This is a genomic window from Arthrobacter sp. PvP103 (assembly GCF_017833075.1).
GTDB lineage: Bacteria > Actinomycetota > Actinomycetes > Actinomycetales > Micrococcaceae > Arthrobacter.
In genome coordinates this window covers 456,684-474,978 of record NZ_JAFIBQ010000001.1, presented here as the reverse complement: position 1 = coordinate 474,978, position 18,295 = coordinate 456,684, and the positions used below count along the sequence as shown (strand labels likewise).

Annotated in this window: 20 protein-coding genes and 1 other RNA gene; 12 read left to right on the top strand and 9 right to left on the bottom strand. The window is 65.6% G+C overall.

Annotated features, from left to right (window positions below; translation table 11 throughout):
• Positions 1 to 4: 4 nt before the first annotated feature.
• Positions 5 to 628 (top strand): FMN-binding negative transcriptional regulator, encoded by a 624-nt coding sequence (locus JOE41_RS02240; RefSeq protein ID WP_209750663.1) that lies wholly within the window; start codon positions 5 to 7, stop codon positions 626 to 628.
• A gap of 99 nt (positions 629 to 727) precedes the next feature.
• On the opposite strand, the gene JOE41_RS02235 is transcribed toward JOE41_RS02240, so the two are convergent.
• Positions 728 to 1,792 carry a D-2-hydroxyacid dehydrogenase gene (locus JOE41_RS02235; RefSeq protein WP_011692296.1) on the bottom strand — a complete coding sequence of 355 codons (1,065 nt, stop codon included), beginning with the start codon at positions 1,790 to 1,792 and terminating at the stop codon, positions 728 to 730.
• 82 nt (positions 1,793 to 1,874) lie between these two features.
• On the opposite strand from JOE41_RS02235, the gene JOE41_RS02230 reads away from it, so the two are divergent.
• Genes JOE41_RS02230 through JOE41_RS02220 form a run of 3 tightly spaced genes read left to right on the top strand, consistent with a single transcriptional unit; the run spans position 1,875 to position 4,710 of the window.
• Positions 1,875 to 2,876 (top strand): NAD(P)-dependent oxidoreductase, encoded by a 1,002-nt coding sequence (locus JOE41_RS02230; protein ID WP_209750660.1) that lies wholly within the window; start codon positions 1,875 to 1,877, stop codon positions 2,874 to 2,876.
• Positions 2,873 to 3,643 (top strand): SDR family oxidoreductase, encoded by a 771-nt coding sequence (locus tag JOE41_RS02225; RefSeq protein ID WP_209750657.1) that lies wholly within the window; start codon positions 2,873 to 2,875, stop codon positions 3,641 to 3,643. Before JOE41_RS02230 ends, JOE41_RS02225 begins: the two co-directional genes overlap by 4 nt.
• Positions 3,643 to 4,710 (top strand): L-idonate 5-dehydrogenase, encoded by a 1,068-nt coding sequence (locus JOE41_RS02220; RefSeq protein ID WP_209750655.1) that lies wholly within the window; start codon positions 3,643 to 3,645, stop codon positions 4,708 to 4,710. Before JOE41_RS02225 ends, JOE41_RS02220 begins: the two co-directional genes overlap by 1 nt.
• Here the strand turns inward: JOE41_RS02220 and JOE41_RS02215 are convergent.
• The gene (locus JOE41_RS02215) at positions 4,688 to 5,416 is read right to left on the bottom strand and encodes a FadR/GntR family transcriptional regulator (protein ID WP_043429844.1); all 729 of its coding nucleotides are present in this window, start codon (positions 5,414 to 5,416) and stop codon (positions 4,688 to 4,690) included. The two genes, JOE41_RS02220 and JOE41_RS02215, sit on opposite strands and share 23 nt — an antisense overlap.
• 255 nt (positions 5,417 to 5,671) lie before the next feature.
• Between JOE41_RS02215 and gndA the strand changes: the two genes are divergently transcribed.
• Positions 5,672 to 7,108 (top strand): NADP-dependent phosphogluconate dehydrogenase, encoded by a 1,437-nt coding sequence (gndA, locus tag JOE41_RS02210; RefSeq protein WP_011692291.1) that lies wholly within the window; start codon positions 5,672 to 5,674, stop codon positions 7,106 to 7,108.
• Positions 7,109 to 7,260: 152 nt separating this feature from the next.
• Positions 7,261 to 8,094 (top strand): oxidoreductase, encoded by an 834-nt coding sequence (locus JOE41_RS02205; protein ID WP_209750652.1) that lies wholly within the window; start codon positions 7,261 to 7,263, stop codon positions 8,092 to 8,094.
• On the opposite strand, the gene epsC is transcribed toward JOE41_RS02205, so the two are convergent.
• The 3 genes from epsC to msrA all read right to left on the bottom strand — a co-directional run bounded on the left by epsC (position 8,091) and on the right by msrA (position 10,254).
• Positions 8,091 to 8,675, bottom strand: coding sequence for a serine O-acetyltransferase EpsC (gene epsC / locus JOE41_RS02200; protein ID WP_011692289.1), 585 nt, complete (start codon positions 8,673 to 8,675; stop codon positions 8,091 to 8,093). The two genes, JOE41_RS02205 and epsC, sit on opposite strands and share 4 nt — an antisense overlap.
• Positions 8,676 to 8,716: 41 nt before the next feature.
• Entirely contained in the window at positions 8,717 to 9,652 is a 936-nt protein-coding gene (gene cysK, locus JOE41_RS02195; protein ID WP_011692288.1) for a cysteine synthase A, read from the bottom strand.
• A gap of 77 nt (positions 9,653 to 9,729) precedes the next feature.
• Entirely contained in the window at positions 9,730 to 10,254 is a 525-nt protein-coding gene (msrA, locus tag JOE41_RS02190; protein ID WP_209750643.1) for a peptide-methionine (S)-S-oxide reductase MsrA, read from the bottom strand.
• A 99-nt stretch (positions 10,255 to 10,353) separates the two neighbouring features.
• Here msrA and JOE41_RS02185 point away from each other — a divergent pair, with 99 nt between their 5' ends.
• Entirely contained in the window at positions 10,354 to 11,286 is a 933-nt protein-coding gene (locus JOE41_RS02185; protein ID WP_011692286.1) for a Nif3-like dinuclear metal center hexameric protein, read from the top strand.
• A 61-nt stretch (positions 11,287 to 11,347) separates the two neighbouring features.
• Positions 11,348 to 12,085 carry a zinc ribbon domain-containing protein gene (locus JOE41_RS02180; RefSeq protein ID WP_011692285.1) on the top strand — a complete coding sequence of 246 codons (738 nt, stop codon included), beginning with the start codon at positions 11,348 to 11,350 and terminating at the stop codon, positions 12,083 to 12,085.
• Here the strand turns inward: JOE41_RS02180 and JOE41_RS02175 are convergent.
• Genes JOE41_RS02175 through JOE41_RS02165 form a run of 3 tightly spaced genes read right to left on the bottom strand, consistent with a single transcriptional unit; the run spans position 12,082 to position 14,585 of the window.
• Positions 12,082 to 12,846: a YaaA family protein gene (locus tag JOE41_RS02175; protein ID WP_209750641.1), complete on the bottom strand. Its 765-nt coding sequence runs from the start codon at positions 12,844 to 12,846 to the stop codon at positions 12,082 to 12,084. The two genes, JOE41_RS02180 and JOE41_RS02175, sit on opposite strands and share 4 nt — an antisense overlap.
• A gap of 47 nt (positions 12,847 to 12,893) precedes the next feature.
• The gene (locus JOE41_RS02170; protein ID WP_209750639.1) at positions 12,894 to 13,730 is read right to left on the bottom strand and encodes an alpha/beta hydrolase family protein; all 837 of its coding nucleotides are present in this window, start codon (positions 13,728 to 13,730) and stop codon (positions 12,894 to 12,896) included.
• A gap of 42 nt (positions 13,731 to 13,772) precedes the next feature.
• Positions 13,773 to 14,585, bottom strand: coding sequence for a slipin family protein (locus JOE41_RS02165; protein ID WP_209750637.1), 813 nt, complete (start codon positions 14,583 to 14,585; stop codon positions 13,773 to 13,775).
• A 120-nt stretch (positions 14,586 to 14,705) separates the two neighbouring features.
• Between JOE41_RS02165 and rnpB the strand changes: the two genes are divergently transcribed.
• An RNA gene (gene rnpB / locus JOE41_RS02160) (RNase P RNA component class A) lies at positions 14,706 to 15,097 on the top strand.
• A 105-nt stretch (positions 15,098 to 15,202) separates the two neighbouring features.
• On the opposite strand, the gene JOE41_RS02155 is transcribed toward rnpB, so the two are convergent.
• Positions 15,203 to 15,355 (bottom strand): hypothetical protein, encoded by a 153-nt coding sequence (locus JOE41_RS02155; RefSeq protein ID WP_011692281.1) that lies wholly within the window; start codon positions 15,353 to 15,355, stop codon positions 15,203 to 15,205.
• A 271-nt stretch (positions 15,356 to 15,626) separates the two neighbouring features.
• Between JOE41_RS02155 and JOE41_RS02150 the strand changes: the two genes are divergently transcribed.
• From JOE41_RS02150 to JOE41_RS02140, 3 genes are all read left to right on the top strand, one after another.
• Positions 15,627 to 17,105 (top strand): glyceraldehyde-3-phosphate dehydrogenase, encoded by a 1,479-nt coding sequence (locus tag JOE41_RS02150; RefSeq protein WP_011692280.1) that lies wholly within the window; start codon positions 15,627 to 15,629, stop codon positions 17,103 to 17,105.
• 77 nt (positions 17,106 to 17,182) lie between these two features.
• Positions 17,183 to 17,392 (top strand): hypothetical protein, encoded by a 210-nt coding sequence (locus JOE41_RS02145; protein WP_043429841.1) that lies wholly within the window; start codon positions 17,183 to 17,185, stop codon positions 17,390 to 17,392.
• Between the two features lie 92 nt (positions 17,393 to 17,484).
• Positions 17,485 to 18,282: an HNH endonuclease family protein gene (locus JOE41_RS02140; RefSeq protein WP_209750635.1), complete on the top strand. Its 798-nt coding sequence runs from the start codon at positions 17,485 to 17,487 to the stop codon at positions 18,280 to 18,282.
• Positions 18,283 to 18,295 lie beyond the last annotated feature (13 nt).

Below are 18,295 nucleotides of genomic sequence, written 5' to 3'. Positions count from 1 at the left end.
CGCCATGTACACCCCAGCCCACTTCGCAGCCGGCCCCGGCGCTATCAGCGACCTCCTGGCCCGGCCGGCCGCAGCCAACCTTGTCACCATGACCTCGCAGGGCATGCTCGCAACGCTGCTGCCGTTCGTTTTCGATCCGTCTGTCGGAGAGAGCGGTGCCCTGCACACCCACGTGGCCCGGAACAACGCACAGTGGTCCGAACCGGTGATAGGCGAGGCACTCATCATCATCCCGGGTGCGGACGCATACGTATCGCCGTCCTGGTATGCCTCAAAGGCTGAGCACGGCCGTGTAGTACCCACCTGGAACTACACCGCGGCGCACGTATACGGCGAGTTGGTGATCCACGACGACCCGGTCTGGCTGGCCCGTCAGGTCAGGCGGCTGACGGGCGTGAACGAAGCCGGCTTCGACCAGCCGTGGAGTGTGGACGACGCCCCGGAGCGCTATATTTCCGGGCAGCTGCGCGCCGTCGTCGGCCTTGAGCTGGTGATCACCAGGATCGAGGCGAAGGCCAAGCTGAGCCAGAACCGGCCTGATGCGGACATCGACGGCGTGGTGGCAGGACTTACTGCCCGGGGCCAGGCAGAGAGCGCTGCCGACGTCGAGCGGGCAAGGCGGCCGTAGGTCCGGAGCCGGCACGGCAGGCGGCCCCTCTGTTCGCCGGAGGGGCCGCCCTGTGCTGTGGTGTGCCGTGCGGTCCGGTGGACCGCGGGTCAGTGCGGCTTAGTAGAAGTGGACGGTGTCCACGAGATGGGGGAGTTCCCCGCCGTCAAGGAACGTGCGCAGGTTGCTGCTGAAGCGTTCGGCGATCAGCCGGTTCTCGGCTGCGCTCAGCGCCGAAGTGTGCGGGGACACCATCACCTTGGGGTGGTTCCAGAGCGGGCTGTCCTGCGGCAGGGGCTCTACGGCGAACACGTCCAGGCAGGCGTACCCCACCTGGCCGTTGTCCAGCGCTTCCAGGAGCGCGTCCTCGTCCACCACCGTGCCACGGCCTACGTTAACGAAAACCGTTCCCGGCTTCATGGCGGCGAACACGTCACGGTTGAACAGCTTCTCCGTGTACGGCGTGCCGGGCAGGGTGTTGACCACTGCGTCAGCCGAAGCAAGCAGGCCGGGCAGGCCGTCGTTGTCGGCCACTTCGACGATTCCCTCGATCGGCTCCACGTTCCGTTTGGTGCCGCTGACCTTCATTCCCAGTGCCCGGGCGATGCGGGCTGTCTCCAGCCCGATCTCGCCGAGGCCCGTCACCACGAGCGTGGAGCCGTTGACCAGGCGGGTCGGGGTCCGCAGTTCGGGCCAGACCTTGGCTGCCTGGTCCGCGGCGAGCTCGGCGCTGCGCTTGAAGCCGTTGAGGATGCCCAGCGCGGCGAACTCCGCCAGCGGCAGGGCATGCACGCCGGCTGAGGTGGTGACCTTGAATTTCTGCAAGGTTTCCTGGTCCAGGCCGGATGCCTTCACTGCACCGCCGGCGCCTGCGGCCATGGCATGGATCCACTGGAGCCGGGGGTTGCTGCCGGCAATGCGGGCCAGTCCGGACGGGCTCTCGTTGGGGAAGCCGTACAGGACATCAGCCTTGTTCAGCATGTCCCAGTACCGTTCCTCCTGTTCCGGGGTGCGTCTGAAGTCCGGGTCGCCGGCGTGGTCGGCGGGAAAGCGTTCGGCCGGGAGGAGGTCGGGCTCATAGAGGACGGTCACGGAAGGGTCTACGGCGCGGATGCGCTCCACCAGCTCAGCTTCGAGCGGGACGGCGATTGCGACGGTGGTTTTTGTCGTCATAGTGTTCATCATACTGAATGGAGGCTAGGATATTGAACAGATTTCCTCCCATTAACCCGACGATCAACCACAATGAAGTGAGGTGCCGCTGCCGATGAACGTGCAGACAGACCCTGATGCGAGCGAAGAGTTAAGCCGGAACAGGGCCGGCTTCGTCGGACTGGGCCTGATGGGCGGCCCCATGGCGGCCAACCTGCTGAAGGCCGGCTGGAACGTCACCGGCTGGAACAGGTCCGCAGCCGCCCTGGACGACTTCGCCGCACGCGGCGGCATGCGCGCCGCGGATGTTGCCTCGTTGCGCGACGAACCGGTCATCATCTTTATGCTCCCGGACCTGTCCTACATCGAGGACGCGGCGGCAGGGCTCCTCGCAGGCTGGGCCGACGAGCCGCCCGGCCCCGGTACCGTCGTCGTGGTCATGAGCAGCGTGTCGCCGGCGGCCGTGCGCGATTTCGGGGTGAAAGTATCCGCCGCGAGCCGGGGCAACGCCGTCGTGGTCGACGCACCCGTCAGCGGCGGCACCAAAGGTGCCGAGGACGGAACCCTTGCGATTATGGCGGGTGCGGGGGAGCAGGACTTCCAGCGGCTCCTTCCCCTTTTCAACGCCATGGGCGGCACGGTCCGGCGGCTGGGACCCTTGGGTTCCGGTTCGCTGGCGAAAGCCTGCAACCAGCTCATCGTGGGCACCACGACGGCGGCGCTCGCCGAAGCCGCCGAACTCGCCGAACGCTCCGGCATGGACGTTGCGGCGTTGTACGAGGTACTTGCCGGCGGGCTGGCGGGCAGCCGGGTCCTGGACATCGTCGGGCCCCGCCTCGCTGCAAGGGACTACGAGCCCACCGGGCCCGCAAAATTCATGCACAAGGACCTTTCCTTCGTCCTGGAGAGTGCCGCCGCCGTGGACGCCGCCGTACCCATGGCCACGGTGGGCGCCGAACTGTACGCCGAACTCAAGCGCCAGGGACTCGGGGACCTTGACCTCGCCGCCGTCCGGCAAACCATCGCCAATCTCAGCAGGGACGCAAGTCACAGGCAACAGCCAGAACCAGCAGTCACACCCGGTAGTCGAAACCAATTGAGGAACAGCCAACGATGAGTGCACTTTTTGACCTGACGGGGCGTGTTGCCCTGGTGACCGGTTCGAGCCGGGGGATCGGCAACGCCCTGGCCCGGGCACTGGCCCATGCCGGCGCCACGGTGGTGCTGAACGGCATCAACCAGGAACGCCTGAAAGCCGCCGAAGCCGCGATGGCCGCCGACTATGCTCCGGGCCGGGTACACAGCTGCGCCTTCGACGTCACCAGCGACGCCGGGGCCGCGCGGGGAATTACGTGGGTGGAGGATAACGTGGGACCGCTGGAGATCCTGGTGAACAATGCCGGAATCCAGCACCGGGTGCCCATGCTGGAGCTGGATGTGAAGGACTGGGAACGCGTCATCTCCACCGACCTGACCAGCGCCTTCCTGGTAGGCAGAGAGGCTGCCCGGCACATGATCCCGCGGGGACGGGGCAAGATCATCAACATCTGCTCGGTGCAGACCGACCTGGCCCGGCCCACCATCGCCCCGTACATCGCGGCCAAGGGCGGGCTGCGGAACCTCACCCGGGCCATGACCGCGGAATGGGCGGCCTCCGGCCTGCAGATCAACGGGATCGCGCCGGGCTACATCCACACCGAAATGACGCAGAACCTGGTGGACGATGAGCAGTTCAACACCTGGATCCTGGGCCGCACCCCGGCCCACCGCTGGGGGACCGTGCAGGACCTGGCCGGCCCGGCCGTCTGGCTGGCCTCCGACGGTTCCAACTTCGTGAACGGCCAGACCATCTTCGTCGACGGCGGAATGACGGTGGTGGTCTGATGCCCGGTTTCGACCAGCTCCCGGCCACCTCGGCCGCCGTAGTAGCCCACGCGGCGGGCGACCTCCGGATCGAAGACGTTCCTGTGCCGCCTCCGGGTCCCGACGAAGCTGTCGTGGAAGTGGCCTTCGGCGGCATCTGCGGCTCCGACCTGCACTACTGGCTCCACGGTGCCGCGGGTGAGTCCATCCTCCGCGTACCCATGGTCCTGGGGCATGAAATTGTGGGAACGGTCCTGCACGCGGCTGCGGACGGCACCGGACCCGAAGCCGGCACCCCGGTCGCCGTCCACCCCGCCACGCCCGGCCCGGGCGCCGCACGGTATCCCGAGGACCGGCCCAACCTATCGCCGGGCTGCACCTACCTGGGCAGCGCCGCCCGCTACCCGCACACCGATGGGGCCTTCAGCCGCTACGCCACGCTGCCCGCCCGGATGCTCCGGCCGCTCCCGGACGGGCTCAGCCTGCGGACTGCCGCGCTGGCGGAACCGGCCAGCGTTGCCTGGCATGCCGTTGCCCGCGCCGGGGACGTCACTGGAAAGACGGCCCTGGTGATCGGTAGCGGCCCCATCGGTGCACTGGCCGTCGCCGTGCTCAAACGCGCCGGTGCCAGGCGGGTCGTGGCCGTGGACATGCACCCCAAGCCACTGGAAATAGCCCGGGCCGTCGGCGCCGACGAAGTCCTCAAGGCAGACGAAAGCGACGCCATCGCAGCGGTGGAGGCGGACGTGGTCATCGAATCGTCCGGCAGCCACCACGGCCTTGCCTCCGCCATCAAGGGCGCTGTCCGCGGAGGCAAGGTGGTGATGGTGGGCCTGCTGCCGTCGGGGCCTCAGCCCGTCCTGATCTCGCTTGCCATCACCCGAGAGCTGGAACTCCTGGGCTCGTTCCGCTTCAACGGCGAAATCGACGAGGTTATTGCGGCTCTCGCTGACGGCACCTTATTCGTTGACCCCGTGGTCACCCACGACTTCCCGCTGGAACGCGGACTCGAGGCCTTCGAAGTCGCCAGGAACTCGGCCGAGTCGGGGAAGGTGCTGCTGGACTTTAGCCCTGCTGCAGGGGAATGAAAACCCTGGGCTGGTCGCGCCAGCCGGCTTCCATCTCGGCGATCGTCTCGCGCATGATCCGGCTGGACGCCTCCCTGGCTCCGGCAGCATCCCCCGCGGCGATGGCCTCAGCAACGTCCACATGCCACTGCAGGGCGGTCTCACGCGGATGGTCCGGCATCAGGCCGTGGACGGTCCGGCCGGTCAGCGTTTCGGCCACCTGCCCGACCAGGTTCGCGAACATTTCGTTTCCGGAGCCCGTGAGGAGGAGCGAATGGAACTTGATATCCAGCTGCAGGAACTCTGCCACGCTGCCGGCCTGGCCGGCGTCGCGCATGGCCAGCGAGACATCCAGCAGCTCCCTGCGGATCTCCTGGGGGGCGTTGGCGGCGGCCAGCTCGGCGGCGACAGGTTCGACGGCGGAGCGCAGCTCCGCGAGGGACCTGAGCTGGGCGCCGCGGCCGTCGCCGGCCAGGCGCCAGCGGATCACCAAAGGATCGAACGGGTTCCAGCGGCTCGCCGGAAGCACACGGATTCCGACGCGCTTGATGGTCTCAACCAGTCCGAGGGACTGGAGGACCCGGACCGCTTCGCGCACCACGGAGCGCGAGACCTTCAGCTCGTCTTCGAGCTGCTCGGCCAGCATCACATGACCCGCGGGCAGCGCACCGCTCACGATGCGGGTGCCGAGGTGTTCGATGGCGCGGTGGTGGAGGCTGGTTGACATAGTCGTAAGCATAATCGGGTCGGCGCTGGCGTCCCGTGCGTGCACGGTCCCGGCCGGGCGGCCACCCTGCCCGGTGGAACGCCGGCGGCATCATAGACTGTTTTGTGACGCGCCACCTTCCAAAACGTGGGCGCAACTTTCCCGTTGTCCGCGGAAATACATATGGTTTATTGACAGCCACTGGTTCTTAAAGCGTGTTCCGCAGGAAGTGCGGAACAGAATGCACACGTTGCACAGAAATGAATTGGAGTTTTGATGTCAGCACACATCGGTGTCACCGGCCTTGCGGTGATGGGGGCCAACCTTGCCCGCAACCTGGCCCGGAACGGCTTCACCGTTGCCCTGCACAACAGGTCTGTTGAGAAGACTGACGCGCTGCTGGAAAAGCACGGACACGACGGGGACTTCGTGCGTACCGAAACCCTCCAGGAGCTTGTGGATTCCCTGGAAAAGCCGCGCCGCGTGCTCATCATGGTCAAGGCCGGCAAGCCGGTCGACTCCGTGATCGAGCAGCTTGAGCCCCTGCTGGAGGCAGGCGACATCATCATCGACGCCGGCAACTCGCACTACGAGGACACCCGCCGGCGCGAAGCCGCCCTGGCGAAGAAGGACCTGCACTTCGTGGGCATCGGCGTGTCCGGCGGTGAGGAAGGCGCCCTGAACGGCCCGTCCATCATGCCTGGCGGCTCCAAGGAGTCCTACGACGCCCTCGGACCGCTGCTGGAAAAGATCGCGGCCCACGTGGACGGCAAGCCCTGCTGCGCCTGGATCGGCACCGACGGCGCCGGCCACTTCGTGAAAATGGTCCACAACGGCATCGAATACGCCGACATGCAGGTCATCGGCGAAGCTTTCGACCTCCTCCGCTCCGGGGCAGGCATCGAGCCGGCCGAGCAGGCCAAGATCTTCGCCGAGTGGAACAAGGGCGAGCTCGCCTCCTTCCTCATCGAAATCTCCGCCGAGGTCCTCGGCCACGTGGATACCCGCACCGGCAAACCGTTCGTCGACGTCGTAGTGGACGCCGCAGGCCAGAAGGGAACCGGCCGCTGGACGGTCATCTCCGCGCTCGAGCTGGGCTCCCCGACTTCGGGCATCGCCGAATCAGTCTTCGCACGCGCCCTCTCGTCGCAGGCCGAACAGCGCAAGCTGGCCCAGGAACTCCTCGCCGGCGAGGAAATTGCCGTCGATGTCCCTGAAACGTTCGTTGAGGACGTCCGCCAGGCCCTGTACGCCTCCAAGCTCGTTTCTTACGCCCAGGGCCTGGACATGCTGACCTCGGCCGCGAAGGAATACGGCTGGGACCTGAAGCTGGACGAGATCGCTTCCCTCTGGCGCGGAGGCTGCATCATCCGTGCGGAACTGCTGAAGGAAATCACCAACGCCTACGCCGCGGACGAAAAGCCGGCCAACCTTCTGTTCGCACCGGCCTTCACCAAGGCCATCGCCGACGTCCTCCCGGCCTGGCGCCGGGTTGTCGCAACCGCAGTGCAGCTGGGCATCCCGGTACCGGTGTTCTCCTCCTCGCTGGCCTACTACGACGGCCTGCGCCGCAAGCGCCTGCCCGCCGCCGTGATCCAGGGCCAGCGCGACCTCTTCGGTGCGCACACCTACGGCCGCGTCGACGCCGAAGGAACCTTCCACACCCTTTGGGGCGAGGACAAGTCCGAAATCGAGGCAGTGGACACCCACTAGCCTCAACGCCACACCGGCTCTTACACTAACGGTGACATCAACGGCCGGCGCTTCCCGGATACTCTGGGAGGCGCCGGCCGCTGGCGTTATCGGACTGTACGTCCAATGACGGCCGTCCGTCCACCGATTGCCGTTTCCGAGGAGTGCAGCCCATGTCGCAGCCAGTCGCGTTTGTCACCGGTGCGTCCACCGGCATCGGGTTCGAGGCCGCCAGGAAGCTCAGCGGGCAGGGATTCACTGTATATGCCGGGGCCCGGCGGGTTGAGAAGATGGAGCCGCTGAAAGCATTCGGCGTGAACGTACTGGCGCTGGACGTCACGGATGAAGCGTCCATGGCGGCAGCAGTGGGCGGAATCCTCGAGGCGCACGGCCGGATCGACGTCCTGGTGAACAACGCCGGCTACGGATCCTACGGGTCGCTGGAAGAAGTGGAGCTGGCCGAGGGCCGGCGGCAGTTCGACGTCAACGTCTTCGGCCTGGCCCGCATGACCCAGCTGGTCCTGCCGGCCATGCGGGCGGCGGCGCAGGGGAGGATCATCAACGTGTCCTCCATCGGGGGCAAGATGTACGAGCCCCTGGGGGCCTGGTACCACGCCACGAAGTTTGCGGTCGAGGGCCTGAGCGACTCGCTGCGCCTGGAACTCAAGCCCCACGGCATCAAGGTGTCAATCATCGAACCGGCGGGCACGCAGACAGAGTGGGGCGCCATCTCCGGTGAAAGCCTGCTGGAAACGTCCGGGCAGGGCCCCTACCGGGACCAGGCCAAAATCGTCGCAGCGGCGCTGGCCTCCACTGAAGGCTCCGCCATGTCCACGCATCCGGACGTCATTGCCGATGCCATTGTCCATGCCGCCACCGCCGCCCGGCCGAAGACCCGGTACCCGGTGGGCAAGGGGGCCCGAGCCATCCTGACGCTGCGAAGGATCCTCCCGGACACCGTCTTCGACATGGTGCTCTGGACGGTCTACAAGCGGTTTGCCGCCTAGATCCGGTATTCGATGTAGTACTCGGCCGGATCCACGGCGGGCTTGGTCTCACGCTGGGCATCACGGTGGCGCCAGGTTGCAGGGACGCCGGTGATGATGGATTCCGGCGGGGCGTCCTTGACCACGACGGCGTTGGCGCCCACGGCGCTGTCCCGTCCGATGGTGATGGGGCCCAGGATCTTGGCGCCCGCACCGATGGTCACGCGGTCCCCGATGGTGGGATGCCGCTTTACCTTTGCCAGTGAGCGCCCGCCAAGGGTCACACCGTGATAGATCATGACGTCCTCACCGATTTCGGCCGTTTCGCCAATGACCACGCCCATGCCGTGGTCAATGAAGAACCGCTTGCCGATCGTGGCGCCCGGGTGGATCTCGATCCCGGTCAGGAAGCGCGCCAGCTGCGAAATCAAGCGGGCAGGGAAGCGGAGCGAGGGATTCTGCCAGAGCTTGTGCGTGAGGCGGTGCGCCCAGATGGCGTGGAGGCCGGAGTAGGCGAAAAAGTTCTCAAAAGAACCTCGAGCCGCCGGGTCGTGCGACCGGGCGGCGTCGAGGTCTTCCTTAAGTCTTGCGAAAAAGCTCACAAAGACCTTTCTACAGGAAACGGTGAATGTCGGGCCAAGGCTTAGCCTCGGATGTCGTCATAGAGCACGGTGGAGATGTAACGCTCGCCGAAGTCGCAGACAACAGCGACGATGAGCTTACCGGCATTCTCCGGGCGCTTGGCGAGTTCGAGGGCTCCCCAGACGATTGCACCGGAGGAAATGCCGCCCAGGATGCCTTCCTTGACTCCGAGATCGCGGGCGACCCGGACGGAGTCCTCCAGGGTGGCGTCCAGGACTTCGTCGTAGACGTTGGTGTCCAGGATTTCGGGGATGAAGTTGGCGCCGATGCCCTGGATCTTGTGCGGGCCGGGAGCGCCGCCGTTGAGGATGGCGGAGTCCTTCGGCTCGATGGCGACGATCTGCACATCCGGCTTGCGTTCCTTCAGGACCTGGCCGACGCCGGTGACGGTGCCGCCGGTGCCGATGCCGGCGACGAAGATGTCCACCTTGCCGTCGGTGTCGGACCAGATCTCCTCGGCAGTGGTGGTGCGGTGGATCTCCGGGTTGGCTTCGTTGGCGAACTGCTGTGCCCAGATGGAGTTCTCCGTGTTGGCCACGATTTCCTGGGCCTTTTCCACGGCGCCCCGCATGCCTTCAGAGCCGGGGGTCAGGACGATTTCCGCGCCGAACGCGCGGAGCATGACACGGCGTTCCGTCGACATGGTCTCCGGCATGGTCAGGATGACCTTGTAGCCGCGGGCCGCGCCCACCATCGCCAGGGCGATGCCCGTGTTGCCGGAGGTGCCTTCAACGATGGTTCCGCCGGGCTTGAGGGCACCGGACTTCTCGGCGGCGTCCACGATGGCCACACCGATACGGTCCTTAACGCTGTTGGCCGGGTTGTAGAACTCGAGCTTGACCGCCACCTGGGCGTCGAGGCCCTCAGTCAGCCGGTTGAGCCTTACCAGCGGGGTGCCGCCGACAAGCTGGGTGACGTCGTCGTAGATCCGTGCCATGTATTTGTGCCTATCTCTGAAGAGTTCTCTGAACAGCGAATACTGAGGTCAGCCTAACGAGGGCGGCAGGACCGCTGCTAAGCATTAAGCCATGCAGAGTAATATTTCCGCGCCTTCGCGAGTTTCGGGTTGATGATCACCTGGCAGTAGCCCTGCTCCGGATGCTTGGCGTAGTAGTCCTGGTGGAAATCCTCCGCCACATGGAACACGGGCAGCCTGCTGACCTTGGTAACGATCGGGTGCGCCCACAGTGCCTGGTTCCGTTCGATTGCCTCTTCGAAGAGGATCTTTTCCTCCGTGGTCTCGTAGAACATGGAGGAGCGGTACTGGGTGCCGACGTCGTAGCCCTGGCGGTTGAGCGTAGTGGGGTCGTGAAGGGCAAAGAACATGTCCAGGATGACTTCCGCCGGGATCACGTCCTCCTCGAAACTCACCGCAACCACTTCGGCATGGCCAGTGGTGCCGGAGCAGACCGAGTAATAGTCCGGATGGCGGTCGTGGCCGCCGGTGTAGCCCGAAATGACCGACGTGACACCTTTGGTTTTTTGGTAGACGGCGTCAAGGCACCAGAAGCAGCCTCCGCCAAGCACAAAAGTTTTCATGTCCTCTTCAATGGTTGAAGCGTGCTGATGATTCCCCCACCACCTTACGAGACTGTTACGGGTGCAGGCGAAGCCGGCGGATAGGGTAAAAATGAGGGTATGGAACCTGTGAACACCGACGTTGCAGAAGACGCGCGAAATACTGCTGATCCCGCCGGTGCCGAGTCCGCCGGGGCCGCCGAAACATCCGCTGTACCCACGCTCGGCGAGGTCCTGCTGGCAGTGGAAGAGCTCTGGCCGGAGTCCCTGGCCGAGGAATGGGACGAGGTGGGCCTGGTTGCCGGCCATCCGTCGGCAGAGGTCAGCAGGATCATGTTTGCGGTGGATCCCACCCTTGAAGTCATCGAGGAAGCCATTGAGTGGGGCGCGGAACTCCTGATCACGCACCATCCGCTACTGCTCAAGGGAGTCACCTCCGTTGCGGCAACGACTGCGAAGGGCAAGGCGGTCCATCGCCTCATCGAGTCCGGGACCGGTCTCCTGACCGTCCACACCAACGGTGATTCCGCCGTCGGGGGCGTCTCCGATGTCTTGGCGGACGCCCTTGGGCTCCACGATGTAGTGCCGCTCACGCCCGCGCCGAACGGCCTGCCGGAAGAAGGCATCGGCCGCGTGGGCGACCTTGAAGACGTCATGACGCTGGGGGACTTCGCCGCCCGCGTCTTCGGCATCCTGCCCTCGGTGGCCGGCGGCGTCAGGGTATCCGGAGACAAGGACGGACTGGTGCGGCGCGTCGCCGTGTGCGGCGGAGCGGGGGACTCCCTGTTCAGCGAGGTCAGGGCGAGCAACGCCGACCTTTTCGTAACGGCGGACCTCCGACACCACCCGGCGTCGGAAGCCCGTGAGAATGCCCTGAATGACCGGCCCTACCTCATCGACGTTTCCCACTTCGCCAGCGAGTGGCTGTGGCTGCCGGCGGCGGCCGAAGCATTGGGCAACGTCCTCAGCGACCAGGGCCACGACGTCGACATCCGGGTCAGCACCACCAACAGCGATCCGTGGGACTTCATTCTGACTCCGGGCGGGGACTAGAGTCTAAACTGCGCCGGGTCCGGTGCCCGGCTGCGGCCGGTAGGAACAAGCGGAGGTAATAGTGGCCAAGGCAGCACCGGCGGAACAGTTGAAATTGCTCGAACTGCAAGGACTCGACGCCAGGCTCAAATCGCTGTCCAACCGCCGCCGGACCATCGAAAGCGACCCCCGGATCAGCGACCTGCAAGCGGCGCTGTCCGTTGCCAACGGCGAGCTCGGAGCCGCGAAAGTGGCCGTCCACGACGCCGAGGCCGAGCTCAAGCGCGCCGAAACGGACGTGGAGCAGGTGGCCTCCCGGATCGAGCGGGACGAAGCGCGTCTGAACAGCGGAACCGGCCTGTCCAAGGACCTTGTTGCCCTGCAAAGCGACATTGCTTCGCTCAACAAACGGCGGTCGGCCCTCGAAGATGTGGAACTGGAGGTCATGGAACGCCTGGAGGGGCTCCGTGAACGTCAGTCGGCCCAGCAGCGGATCGTGGACGACGTTCAGGGCTCCTTTGGCGGGATCCGCGCGGAGCTGGATGCAGCCCTGGCAGAGATTGCCGCCGAGGCCGCGGAGGTGGGTGCCAAGCGTGCAGAGTTCGCCGCCGGCCTTGATGCCGGCCTGCTGGGAATCTACGAAAAGACGCTGGCCAAGCGCGGAGTGGGTGCGGCCCGGCTCTTCCATGGAAAGTCCGAGGGCTCGGGCATGCAGCTCAGCCCCGGTGACCTGGCCGAAATCAAGGCAGCCGCCGAGGACGACATCGTATTTTGCCCCGACTCCGGCTGCATCCTGGTGCGCTCGGCTGAATGGGCCTAAGCCGGCAGGACGATGTTCAGTGCGTGTGCCCTGCGCGGAGTGCCGTCCACCAGTTCGGCTTCCCACTCTTCGCGGGCCGCTTTGAGCAGCTGGGCCGGGGTCCCGGGAGCGGCACCCCGGCGTGTCAGCAGGTGCCGGGCCAGCTCGCCGCGGGTGTGCTTGGCGAAGTGGCTGACCACTTTGCGCACGCCGTTGGTTTCGGTGAAGACGTTGACGGCGACCGTTTGCGCCGGCGGGGGAGCCCAGGCGGCGGAATAGGTGCTGGAGCGGCAGTCCACCAGGAGCTCTCCTTCGGCCTCGGCCGCAAGGGCCTCCGAAATCTGGGGCTTCCAAAACGAGGCGAGGCGGCCGACGTCGGGCAGTGACGTTGCCATCGACAGCCGGTAGGCGGGGACCCGGTCAGCGAATCGGATGGCGCCCCAGAGCGCGGAGATGACCACTACCGATTCATCGGCCTTGCGGCGCTGCGCCGCCGTCATCGACCGGTAGCCCAGGGCGTCGTACAGGACGCCGGAATAGACCTGGTGCGCGGGGGCCGCCGGTTCGGTATGGAGCCGGGTGTTGCGTTCGACGTCGGCACTCAGCGAAGCGCCGACACCCAGCAACGCGAGGGCGTCCTGGTGGGCACTGACGTTTCCCAATGCCTCGAGAACCTTCGCGCGGTAGGTGTTCAGTCCGGGGAAGCTCAGGGCCGTCCAGTCGACGGAGTCACCATGGACAGCGGGGGTCTTGCCTTCGGACGGGGGGAGCAGAATCAGCACCGTACGATCTTACCGGCGGCACGGATCGGCGGTGTGCTGCGCCAGCCTCAGGCCAGGTTCCGGCCCAGGAACGAAAAGACATCCGGGAGTATGGAGCGCCAGTAGCCGCTGTCGTGGCCGCCGTCCTGGTATCCCCCCTCGTGTTCCCCCGGCAGCCCGCTCACATAGTCCTTAACGCTGTACAGCAGGTTGTCCGAGGTGCCGCAGTCGATTCGTTTGGGCACTGTTTCCAGTTCCGGCCTCAGCGCAAAGATATCGTTGGCCGCGAAGTCGCCGGCGCTGTCAAAGTTGTCCATGCGTCCGGCGTCGTGCTGGCTCCAGACTGCCGGGCTCATCGCTGCGACGGCGCGGAGTCCGGGGATGCGGTGCTGTGAGGCGAGGAGCAGCGCGCCGAAGCCGCCCATGGACAGCCCAAACACGGCGAGTCTGCCGGTGTCGAGGCCTTGGCCGGCAAGCAGGGGGATGAATTCCTCCACCACCATGGCCTGGGTGTCGGTGCCTGTGGCACGGCGGTGCCACCAGCTTTCGCCGCCGTCCACGGCCGCGATGGCGAATGGGGTCCCGCCGCGGGCCACATGCTGTGCCAGGACCCGGGCCGCCCGGAGATCGTCGAAAAGCATACGATGGTCAGCGCCCGTCCCGTGCAGGAACAGGGCAACGGGCAACGGCCGCTGATCGCTGCCCGCGCCGCGGTCCGGAACGGCCACGGACCAGTTTGTGCCGGTGCCCGGGCGGAACTTCGACGAGAAGGATCCGCTGTGCACTTCCGCGGTTGCAACTTCGGGGCCCTCGGTGACCGGCGCGCAGGCGGCCAGCACGGCGGCGGTCACGCCCCCGGCTCCGAGTTCCAGCAACCGCCGGCGTCCGAGCGTCGGTAGATCCATACGCCGATAATAGACGCGAATGCTCCCGATACCAGGGCAGGCTCAGGCCGCCTTGACCGGCGGTTTGGCCGCAGCCGTGGCCGCCTGGTTCTCGCGGGCGAGAAATGCGGATAGTTCACCGATGGTGCTCATCAGCGGCGCAGGGAACACGACCGTGGAGTTCTTGTCCACGGCGATTTCCACCAGGGACTGCAAATTCCGCAGCTGCAGGGCTAGCGGGTGGGCCATCATGGTGTCCGAAGCGTCACCGAGGGCGGCAGCCGCGATGGCTTCACCTTCAGCTGCGATGATCTTCGCCCGCTTCTCCCGCTCGGCCTCAGCCTGGCGGGCCATGGCGCGCTTCATGCTGTCGGGAAGCTGGATGTCCTTCAGCTCCACCAGCACCACCTCGACGCCCCAGGCGAGGGTCAGCTGATCCAGAATTTCCCGGATATCGCTATTAATGCGTTCGGTTTCGGACAGCGTCTGATCCAGGCTGTGGCGGCCCACCACCTTCCGCAGGGTGGTCTGGGCGATCTGGTCGATTGCCGCTGCGACATTTTCAATAGCCACGACGGATTTCACGGCGTCCACCACCCGGTAGTAGGCAACAGCCGAGATGTCTACGCTCACGTTGTCCTGGGTGATGATGCCCTGCGACTGGATGGGCATGGTTACTATCCGCAGGCTGACCAGCGGAAGGCGGTCAATAACGGGAATGATGAACCGCAGTCCCGGCATCCTGACGCCGATGACCCTCCCCAGCCGGAAGAGCACGCCCTGCTCGTACTGCCGGACGATCCGGATGGACATTTTCAGCAGGATGAGCAGTAGCAGTGCGACGGCGATGGCGATGAACGCATTGGTGGGGTCCATCCGGATCCCCTCCTTCTTGCCCGGGTGGTCTTGTTCAATTGTCCCACCAAAGGATAAAAAAGCGCCCGGCACCCGATGCGCAACCGGGCGCCCGGGGTTGCCCGTAGAATGGACGGCGGATGGGTTGACCAGGCGGCCGCGCGTCACGCAAGTGGCTCGAGGAACGTCCGGGCTCCGCAGAGCAGGGTGGTGGGTAACGCCCACTCGGGGTAACCCGCAGGCCAGTGCCACAGAGAACAGACCGCCTGCCGCGGTCCGTGTCCGCACGGGCTGTGAACAGGTAAGGGTGAAACGGTGGTGTAAGAGACCACCAGCTTCCCGGGTGACCGGGAAGGCTAGGTAAACCCCACCCGGAGCAAGGCCAGACAGGGCACGTTCGAGGGCTGCTCGCCCGAGTGTCCGGGTAGGCCGCTGGAGGGCGTCGGCAACGGCGTTCGTAGATGGATGGCCGCTATTCCCGCACCGGCAACGGCGCGGGAACACAGAACCCGGCGTATCGGTCAACCCATCCACCACCACCGTGGGGCCCGTGGCAGGGCGCCGGCAACCGTACGTGCAAACGAAAGGGGCCGGCACCGTGTGGTGCCAGCCCCCGCCGGTAGAGACCGGGTTTCAGTTCAGGCCTTGGCCTTCCGCTTCACCCAGCCCCAGGCCGCCGTAGCGACGAACAGGATGAGGCCGATGACGGCCAGCCACAGCAGGCCTTTCACGACGAAGCCCAGGATGGAGAGAATGAGCCAAATGACAAGAAGTGCAATGATGAGTCCCATTCGGACATCCTATGTCAAGGGAGTGCGCTCCGGCGTGTGAGTGACTTCACGCTTTTCCGGGCGCGGGAGAAGCCGCCGCCGCCCTAGAATGGATAGCGAACGTAGAAGTTCTGCCGTCGGGTCTGCGTTCGCAGCCGGCGGTTTTTCTTTGCGCTTCTCCAAGGTGTCCGGGGTGGACCGAATCCCCGCCGATGCCTGTGCCCCGGAATACCCCCGGTGGCCGACATCCGCATACGAGGACGTATGTGGTTGACCCAAGGAAGGTAGTTCTGTGAGCCAGACGTCAGATTCTTGTCTTGATACGTGGATGGGCCGTGAGGCGCTAGCCGAGGCCATGATCCCGGTCATCGGCCGGCTGTACCGCGAGAACAACGTGGTGACCTCCATCCACGGCCGCAGCCTGATCAACAAATCCACCATGAACATCCTGAAGGCGCACCGCTTTGCGCGACGGATGAGCAAGGACGAGCTGCTCCTGGAAGAGACGGCCCCGCTGCTGGATGCCCTCGCCGGGCTGGACCTGGGTGCTGCGGCAATCGATATTGCCCGCCTGAACCAGAAGTTCAAGACCGAGGCCAACGGTGCAAGCCTGGATGAATTCCTGCGCGCCGAACTCGCCGACATCGTCGGGAAGCGCGGCGGCGACGACCGCACCAGCACCGACGTCGTGCTCTATGGCTTCGGCCGCATCGGCCGCCTGCTCGCGCGCCTCCTCATTGAAAAGGCCGGCGGCGGCCACGGCCTCCGTCTCCGGGCCATCGTGGTCCGGCGCGGCTCGGACAACGACCTCGCTAAGCGCGCCAGCCTGCTGCGCCGCGACTCCGTACACGGATCGTTCGAGGGCACCATCAAGGTGGACACCGACAGCAACACCATCACTGCCAACGGCGTCCAGGTCCAGGTCATCTACTCGGACAACCCCTCAACCGTGGACTACACGGCCTACGGCATCAAGGACGCCCTCGTCGTGGATAACACGGGACGCTGGCGCGACGCCGAAGGCCTGTCCCAGCACCTCCTGAGCAAGGGCGTTTCCCGCGTCCTGCTCACGGCGCCGGGCAAGGGCGAGCTGAAGAACATCGTCCACGGCATCAATCACGGCACCATCCTTGACTCGGACAAGATCGTGACGGCCGCGTCCTGCACCACCAACGCCATCACCCCGGTCCTGAAGGCCATCAACGACAAGTTCGGCGTAGTCCACGGACACGTCGAGACGGTGCACTCCTTCACCAACGACCAGAACCTGATCGACAACTTCCACAAGGGCGACCGCCGCGGACGCTCCGCCGCGCTGAACATGGTGATCACCGAGACCGGTGCCGCCAAAGCCGTTGCCAAGGCACTGCCCGAGTTGCTGGGCAAGCTCACCGGCAGCTCCATCCGCGTTCCCACCCCGGATGTGTCGCTGGCCATCCTGAACCTAAGCCTGGAACGCGGCACCACCAAGGACGAGGTCAACGACTACCTGCGGCAGATGTCCCTGCATTCCGAGCTGCGCAAGCAGATCGACTACATAGACTCACCCGAGGTTGTTTCCACCGACTTCGTCGGCTCGCGCCGCGCGGGCATTGTCGACGGCCTGGCCACCATCTCCAACGACAAGAACCTTGTCCTCTACGTCTGGTACGACAACGAGTTCGGCTACAGCTGCCAGGTAGTCCGCGTGATGGAGGAAATGGCCGGCGTCAACCCGCCGTCGTTCCCCGTCAAGGAGCCGGCCGCCGCATTGGCAGCGATCGCGGTCTAGTTTCCGGGCGGGTCCGGGTCTGATGTTTCCCGGCCGATGCTCTGGCATCGGCCGGGAAACGGACCCAAAATGGAGTCATGGAACACGAATCGACTCTCGAACATGAAACGACCCTCGAACACGCCCTCGACGTAGCGCGGAAGAACCATAAGGAAGCCACCCGCCTCCTGGACCAGGCGCGAGTGGCGCATGCCGCGGGAGAGATTCCCGACAGCAGGATCAAACAGCTTGAGGAGCTGCTCGACCTTGCCGCCAACGACCTCAAACGAGTGTTGAAGGAGCAGTAACCCCTCCTCCACACTGTGGATAGCGGCCACGTTGTCGGTGGCCTGCCCTAGGCTCGTCCGGTGGGTAGGAATTCTCTCCGGGCAGGGCAACCGTGACCATCAGCTGGGCGGCATACCGCCGTGCCCGGCGCCGCTCCCGCCAGGCGTGGGCTGTACTGATCGTGCTGTCCGTAGGACTGGTTTCCGGCGCGTGCTGGTTTTTCACCGCGGGCCAGTTCGCCGTGGCAGAGCCGTCTGTCACCGGCCCGAGCGAAGCACCCGTGCTGGATACTGCGTGGATGAAAGCCGTTCCTTCGGTGCGGCCGGTGCCCGCGGGCAGTGCCGCGGAGGCGCTGGAGGCACTCGCGGTGAAGGGCCGGGCGGCCGACGACAATTACGAACGCACGGCATTCGGCCAGGCCTGGCTGGACGTGGACCGCAACGGCTGCGACACCCGCAATGACATCCTGCGGCGGGACCTGGCCGGCGTACAGTTCACGGAGGGCTCCCGATGCCGGGTGGCGGGCGGTGAATTCCACGAGCCGTACACAGGCGCGGTGGTCACATTCACACGGGGAGCGGAGAGCAGCAAGGCCGTCCAGATCGACCATGTCGTGGCGCTCGGGGACGCCTGGCAGAAAGGCGCCCAGCAGCTCACGCCGCAACAACGCCAAAGCCTGGCCAACGATCCGCTCAACCTCGTGGCCGCGGACGGTCCGGCCAACCAGGAAAAAAGCGCTTCAGATGCAGCCAGCTGGCTGCCGAAGAACAAGACCTTCAGGTGCCACTACGTGGCCCGCCAGATCTCCGTCAAAGCCGCTTACGGGCTGTGGGTGACCCAGCCGGAGAAGGACGCCATGAAGCGGGTCCTCGACTCATGTCCGCAGCAGCAGACTGTTATGCCGCGGTAGGGCAGCAAGGAGC